The sequence below is a fragment of the Pseudomonas sp. 05N434 genome (assembly GCF_056396965.1).
The window spans coordinates 1-3,881 of sequence record NZ_JBFTMK010000484.1 but is presented as its reverse complement, the minus strand read 5'-3'; the positions used below and the strand labels follow the sequence as shown (position 1 = coordinate 3,881).

Sequence of the window (3,881 nt, the reverse complement as noted above, 5' to 3'; positions counted from 1 at the left end):
GGAGAAGGTCGCGGAGAACAGCAGCGTCTGACGTTCGTTCTTCGGTGCTTTATAGATATTCCCCAGCTCCTCGGAAAAGCCCAGATCGAGCATGCGATCGGCTTCGTCCAGCACCAGGGTTTGCAGCTGGTTGAACTTGAGCGCGTTCTGACGGAACAGGTCGAGCAAACGGCCCGGGGTCGCCACCAACAGGTCGACGCCTTTGCGCAGTTTCATCATTTGCGGGTTGATGCTGACGCCGCCGTACACCGCGTAGGTGCTCAACGGCAGGTTCTCGGCATACTGGCGCACGGCTTCGTGAACCTGTTCGGCCAGTTCGCGGGTCGGCACCAGAATCAGCGCGCGCACGGAGTTGGCGCTGACTTTCGGCCCTTCCATGGCCAGCAATTGCAGCAGCGGCAAGGCGAAACCGGCGGTTTTGCCGGTGCCGGTCTGGGCCGCGGCCATCAGGTCGCGACCGGCCAGCACCGCCGGAATCGCTTGCGCCTGAACCGGCGTCGGGGTCTGGTAGCCGAGCGTCTCGAGGGCGCGCAGCAAGGGTTCGATCAGGCCAAGGGTGGCGAAAGTCATGGGAGTACCGTAGGAAAATTCAGCGCGATTGTGCGAAACAAGTGTGCAATGGCGCGCAGTTTACCCTAATTCGCTCGGGATTCTGTCGGCACCACTACGGCAGGGGCCGACCGATCCGTGCCACGGCGCCACTGCGGCATCCCGATCAACACCACGGCACTGATGATCACCGCCATGGCCAGCGCTTCCTCGACACCGATGGTCTCGCCAACGAATACGATCCCCAGCAACACCGCCACCGCCGGGTTGACGTAGGCATAACTGGTGGCTGCGGCCGGCCGCACGTGTTTCAACAGGTACATGTAGGCGTTGAAGGCGATGATCGAACCGAAGAGGGTCAGGTACGCCAGCGCCGCCCAGCCTTCGATCGGCGGCAGACTTTCCAGACGCTCGCCACTCACCGCACTGCCGATCAGCAACACCACGCCGCCCACCAGCATTTCCACGGCACTGGCCATCGCGCCCTGAGGCAACGGCAAGTGTTTGCTCCACACCGAGCCGAAGGCCCAGGACGCCGCCGCGAACACCAGCAACGCTGCGCCCAACGGGCTCGATTGCAGGTTGGAGCCGAGGTTGAGCATGGCAATACCGATCAGCCCAAGCACAATCCCGGCCCATTCGAGACGGGTATTACGCGCGCCCCAGAAATATCCGCACAACAAGGTAAACAGCGGCACCGTCGCCACCGCCAACGCGGCCACGCCAGAGGCCACGCCCGTGTGTTCGGCGACGCTCACCGCACCGTTACCGCACGTCAGCAGCAAAATCCCGATGATCCCCGCCGCTTTCCACTGCGCCCAGGTCGGCGCCGGCGCCCCGCGCCAGCGCAGGTACGCGTACATCAACGTCCCGGCGAGCACGAAGCGGATACCGGCGAGCAGCAACGGCGGCCAGTACTGCACGCCGATGCGAATCACCAGATAAGTCGACCCCCAAATCACGTACAACGCGAAAAAAGCAGCGATCAGCGGTAAGGAAAAACGGCGTAGACCAGACATGGGCAGCTCGAGGAACAAGACAAGGAGAGCCGCTATTCTAGAAAGGCCAACAGCGGAAAATAAGCTACAAAACCTGTTTATAGCGCCGGTACACTTTTCAAAACACGGAGTTCGACGCTATAAACCGTGCTTTCGAAAGTCAGTCATTTTTCAGGTAGGCCACGATGGACAAATACGACCGCATGCTCCTCAGCGCCCTGCTGGAAAACGGTCGTGCGTCCTACGCCGATCTGGCGCGAAAGGTGAACCTGTCCGCTCCGGCGGTGGCCGAACGCGTTGCCAAACTTGAAGCCTGCGGAGTGATCACTGGTTACCAGGCGAAAGTCGACCTGTCCAAAATCGGCCTGCCGATCCAGTGCGTCATCGAACTGCGCCTGAACCAGCACGGTAACCAGAAAACCTACGACGAACTGATCAAAATCCCACAGCTGACCGAGTGCCATCGCGTCACCGGCGATCCGTGCGTGATCATGCAAGCGGCGGTGGGCTCGATGCCGGAGCTGGAAGAGTTGATCAACCGGATCGCCACGTTCGGGTTCAGCAAGACCTCGATTGTGTTGTCGAGTGCCATCGAAAAGCGCGTGCCGTTGGGTCAACTGGAGGGGAAATAGTGAGGCGACTGACGCCTTCGCGGGCAAGCCTCGCTCCTACGGTTTTTGAGGCGCCCCCAATGTCGGGGCGCCCATAAATCCGTAGGAGCGAGGCTTGCCCGCGAAGAGGCCAGTAGAAACACTACAAGACCTTAAAACCCGCGATACCGCTTCAAATGCTCATTGATCTTCGCCGCCGGTACTTTCTGCAGGCTGCACAACAGATCATGGGACAACTCGCGCAACCCGTGCTTTTGCCGCAGCTCTTGCGCCAGATGCGCCGTCAGGTTGGCGGCCATTTCCGCATCGGCCATGGCCCGGTGAGCCTTGCCGGTATTGGGCAGGCTGGCGAAGGTGGTGAGGGTGCCGAGTTTGTGGTTCGGCGCAGCGGGCATCAGGCGGCGGGCGAGTAACAGCGAGCAGGCAAAGTTCTGCAGACGTGTACGTTTGATTCGCCCGAGCTCGTAGTCCCAGAACTTCTGGTCGAACGCAGCGTTGTGCGCCAGCAGCGGCGTGATGCCGACGAATTCATTGACCTCGTTCATCACCTGCTCGGCCGAGGGGGCGGTGCGCAGCATGGCGTTGCTGATGCCGGTCAGTTGTTCGATGAACGCCGGCACCCGCACGCCGGCATTCATCAGGCTTTGGTAACGCTCGACGATACGCCCCTGTTCAAGAATCACCACGGCAATTTCCGTGGCCCGGCAGCTGCTGCTCGGGGAGATCCCGGTGGTTTCAAAGTCGATGACTGCTATGCGTTCCAAACCTGTTTCAACTCCGTAAAAATCAATTCTTGAGCAGCAACGCGCCTTCGATCGGTACGTAACGACTGGCGGCGCGGATCAGCGAGTTGGCCGTCAGGCCCGGCACGCCGTAGGCCACCGCCTGCACACCGTGCTTGGCGATGATGCGCTCCAGCAGCATGTCGAAATCACCGTCGCCAGAGGCCAGCACCACTTCGTCGACATGATCGGCGGCGTCCATGATGTCGAGGGTGATGCCCACGTCCCAGTCGCCTTTGGCCGAACCGTCGCTGCGCTGGATGTAGGGCTTGAGCTTCACGACGAAGCCGAGGTTGCGCAGGATCTGCTGGAACTGCTGCTGTTTGCTGTCGCCACGATCGATCGCATAGGCATAGGCCTCGACGATCTGCCCCTGCTTGCTGACGTCAGCCCACAAAGCGGCGTAGTTGAAGTGGCAACCATAGGCCTGACGCACGGTGTAGTAGAGGTTCTGGACATCGGCGAACACTGCGATTTTTTTCACCGTACATCCTCTCTGCGCGTTGGCGCGCGGGGTCGTGGCGCATAGGCGCGCGGGCTGGATCAGGCTCCAGGCCCGAAAAGTCGCCCAGTATGCCAGCCAGAAGGATTGTTCCGCGAATAATCGGCCGTGTGGCGAGGGAGCTTGTCGGAACGCCGCAGCGTCCCGCTAGGGTGCGAAGCGGCCCCCTTGCTTTGAAACCCAAGGGGCCTGCTACGCAGTCCAGCGGGAGCAAGCTCCCTCGCCACAGATGTGTCAGATGAAGGAGTCGTCGTCATCGCCGCCGAAGAACGATGAACTGTCATCATCGTAATCCGCGTCGGTGAAACCGCCCTGATCGCTGGAGTTGTCAGCCACGCGCTGATCATTGCCCCAACCGCTGCTATCGCTCTGATCGTTGACCTTGGCCGGTTCTTCCTTGATGACTTCAACCACTTCCGGCTGCTGATTGTGATGGAAC

5 protein-coding genes and 1 pseudogene are annotated in these 3,881 nt (G+C 60.8%); 1 reads left to right on the top strand and 5 read right to left on the bottom strand.

Annotated elements, in window-relative coordinates:
- Both AC1DLB_RS24000 and yedA read right to left on the bottom strand, forming a co-directional pair.
- Positions 1 to 570 (bottom strand): DEAD/DEAH box helicase (locus AC1DLB_RS24000; protein ID WP_477785761.1); only part of this gene is annotated, 570 nt, incomplete at its 3' end.
- A gap of 65 nt (positions 571 to 635) precedes the next feature.
- Positions 636 to 1,568 (bottom strand): drug/metabolite exporter YedA, encoded by a 933-nt coding sequence (gene yedA, locus AC1DLB_RS23995; protein ID WP_086945928.1) that lies wholly within the window; start codon positions 1,566 to 1,568, stop codon positions 636 to 638.
- Positions 1,569 to 1,732: 164 nt separating this feature from the next.
- Here yedA and AC1DLB_RS23990 point away from each other — a divergent pair, with 164 nt between their 5' ends.
- Complete coding sequence (locus AC1DLB_RS23990; RefSeq protein ID WP_018925785.1) at positions 1,733 to 2,179, top strand: Lrp/AsnC family transcriptional regulator; 447 nt, start codon at positions 1,733 to 1,735, stop codon at positions 2,177 to 2,179.
- A gap of 131 nt (positions 2,180 to 2,310) precedes the next feature.
- Here AC1DLB_RS23990 and AC1DLB_RS23985 read toward each other — a convergent pair whose 3' ends face one another.
- The 3 genes and pseudogenes from AC1DLB_RS23985 to AC1DLB_RS23975 all read right to left on the bottom strand — a co-directional run.
- A complete protein-coding gene (locus tag AC1DLB_RS23985) occupies positions 2,311 to 2,922 on the bottom strand; it encodes a 3'-5' exonuclease (RefSeq protein WP_018925784.1) in 612 nt (203 codons plus the stop codon).
- A gap of 22 nt (positions 2,923 to 2,944) precedes the next feature.
- Complete coding sequence (locus AC1DLB_RS23980) at positions 2,945 to 3,424, bottom strand: LabA-like NYN domain-containing protein (RefSeq protein ID WP_018925783.1); 480 nt, start codon at positions 3,422 to 3,424, stop codon at positions 2,945 to 2,947.
- 252 nt (positions 3,425 to 3,676) lie between these two features.
- Positions 3,677 to 3,881, bottom strand: a pseudogene (locus tag AC1DLB_RS23975) (DUF2076 domain-containing protein); the annotation flags it as partial.